Origin of the sequence: Terrisporobacter sp. (genome assembly GCF_017888745.1) — a bacterium.
Classification (GTDB): domain Bacteria; phylum Bacillota; class Clostridia; order Peptostreptococcales; family Peptostreptococcaceae; genus Terrisporobacter.
On record NZ_JAGHFM010000095.1, the window covers coordinates 1 to 2,917 of the forward strand.

A 2,917-nucleotide genomic window follows, 5' to 3' on the forward strand; every position below is an offset into this window, starting at 1 on the left:
GAGTACTTTAATTATAGCAAGTACTTTGGCAAATCAACCTATAAATGTACTGGCTGAAGAATTAAACGATACTAATATAACAAATATAGCTCAAATTGAAGCAAATTCAGATACTGGGCTTAAAAGCAACAGTTTAAATAAGGTATATTTAGATGGATCAAAAAGTGTATCAGGTTCGGGACAAACAAAAGATGATGCTATTAATAATTTTCAAGATGCTTTAGATTTAGTTGCAAATAATGGAGTTATATATGTTGCAGGAGAAGTAGTTATTCCTGATGATATACATATGCCAAATAAATTAATATTTATCCAACAACAAGAGGGTGGAAGTAAAGGTAAACTTAAATTTGGCAAAAAATTATATGTAAATAATCAGTTATATGTAAATAATATAGAAATGGAATTTTCTTCAAGTGATAAAGATTGCATATTTTTAAATGGAAATTTATTACAAATAAATAATACACAAATAAAAGGAAAACCAAATATTTTTATTGGTTCAGAAGATAAAAATCTTCCTCAAGATATAACTGGGTATCTTAAGATTTCCAATGACAAACTTAGTAAGAATCCTCTTGGAAATATAAACTTAGGTGGTAAAAATGGACACACTATTAACGTAGCATCATTAACTCTAAGAGGTGTTAATGTAGAAGGTATAATATCTGGTGATAATGTTTTAGCAAGATCTAACGCACTTATAGAGAATTCATTAAGTGTAGGTAAGGTTGAAAATATAACAAAATTAAATCTTTATAATGATGTTGTATTAGATGTTCAAGGTGGATTAGAAAATATATTTGAATTGCACTGTGATGAGACAATGATTAAAATTAAAAATGGAGCTAATATTGATGCAGATTATATGTATGGAGTCTTTGTATTAGATATTAACGTACCTGATAATGATAATTTAATAGAAGGTACTTATGTAAAAGGTAAAAGAATTACAGGAGATGTAAATTTAAGTGATAAGTTAATAAGGTCAGGATATAGAGTTAACACAATAAAGGGACAGAACTCTATATCTTTTGATGTATTATCTAATGTATCTACTAATAATGCACCTGTTATAAAAAACTTAAGTGAAATAACTCTTAAAGAAGGTACTACTACAGATTTAAAACTTGGTGTAGAAGCATGGGATTTTGAAGACAAGGATATAACAAATAAAATAGTATTTCCAGATATTGATTTGACAACTTTAACTATAGGAAGACATGAAGTAACATATAAAGTAACTGATAGCCACAACAATACGACTACTATGAATAGGATAATAAATGTAGTATCAAATGAAGCGCCAAAAATAAATGGAGTAAAAGATATAACGATAAAAGTTGGAGAAGTAGACAACTTTAATTTACTTGATGGAATAATAACAACAGATGACCATGATAATAATTTAAAGGTGACTACAACTGGAAAAATAGAAAAGCCATTTCCAGGTACAAATAAAAAATCTACTATAACTTATACAGTAACAGATAGTGATGGAAATACTACTACAGAAACTAGATTAATAACGGTAACTAATCAACTTCCAGTAATAAGCGGAGTAGATAAGATAGTTATCAAAAAAGGTCAATCTATAGATTTATTATCAGGAGTTCAGGGATCAGATGAAGAAGATGGAGATATAACAAAGAATATAGTGATAACAGGAAGTGTTGATATAAATAAAGAAGATACATATAAATTAACTTATACAGTAAAAGATAGTGATGGAAATACTACTCAGATAGAAAGATTAGTAGTTGTTGAGAAAAGCTATGAAATTGTGCCTCCAACTGAAGAGTTAGAAAGTTCATTACCGCCTGTAATAGTTGAAGCAATAAATAATAATTTAGTAAATTTAAATTCAGGAACAGGAACAGTAGATAATCCATTTGAAATAGAATTTAATAACATTAGTGATGATAAATTAGATAGTTTATTATCAAATCTAAATGGTCTTAATACAAAAGTAAATAGCTTAGAAAATAAGACTGGATACACATTTGTAAATATTACAATATCAAAAGATAGCAACTTTAAGACTTTTAAAGTATCTGATTCTGGAGATTTAAAAGAAGAAACTCATATAGTATTAAAAGTTAAAGATGAGTATTCAAATATAGCTGATAAACTTAGAGATTTTGCTAAAAATAATATTGAAGATTCTAAGGATGATAACTTAAATAGTGATGTAAATAACAATACAAACAATAATACAGATAACAATACAAATAATAATAATACAAATAAAGATGACACTATAGATAATAATAATGTAAATAATGGTAGTACAAACTCTGATAATAATAAGCCTACAGAAGATAATCCAAAGACAGGAGATTATGTAAGTCTAGGAATGTTAAGTTCATTAGCATCACTAAGCTTATCAGGTATAATCTTAAATACTTTTGGAAGAAAGAAAAATAAAAAATAATAATAAAAAATAAATCCCAAGTTCAAAAGAGCTTGGGATTTTATAGCTATTTTATAAAATAAAATTTGACAAACATTAGAATTAATTTATATAATATTACTGAAATAACAATTTTAAGTTTGGAGTGATTATATGAAAAGGGTAGAAACAATAGGTTTTGAAATTAAAACTATAAGCAACCTTATAAAGAGAAAAATTAATGAAAGCCCTTTTGAGTTTAATGATCTTACTGGAATGCAAGGTTGGATACTTAAATATGTTCATATTCAATCACAATATGGTAATGTATTTCAAAAGGATATAGAAAAAGAATTTAAGATTAGACGTTCAACAGCAACAGGAATACTCCAATTACTTGAAAAAAATAGATATATTATAAGAGAATCAGTAGTAGAGGATGCCAGGTTAAAAAAAATAGTTTTAACTGAGAAAGCTATAAGGGCTCAGGAAGAATTAACTGAAAGAGTTGAGAAGCTTGACAAC

2 protein-coding genes are annotated in these 2,917 nt (G+C 26.8%); both read left to right on the forward strand.

Going from position 1 to position 2,917, the window contains the following annotated elements; genetic code table 11:
• A partial coding sequence (locus J7G74_RS04855) for an immunoglobulin-like domain-containing protein (RefSeq protein WP_297132561.1) occupies window positions 1–2,434 on the forward strand: 2,434 nt, incomplete at its 5' end.
• A 132-nt stretch (window positions 2,435–2,566) separates the two neighbouring features.
• Window positions 2,567–2,917, forward strand: a 351-nt coding sequence (locus tag J7G74_RS04860) for a MarR family winged helix-turn-helix transcriptional regulator (protein WP_297132563.1), incomplete at its 3' end; no start/stop codon positions are given.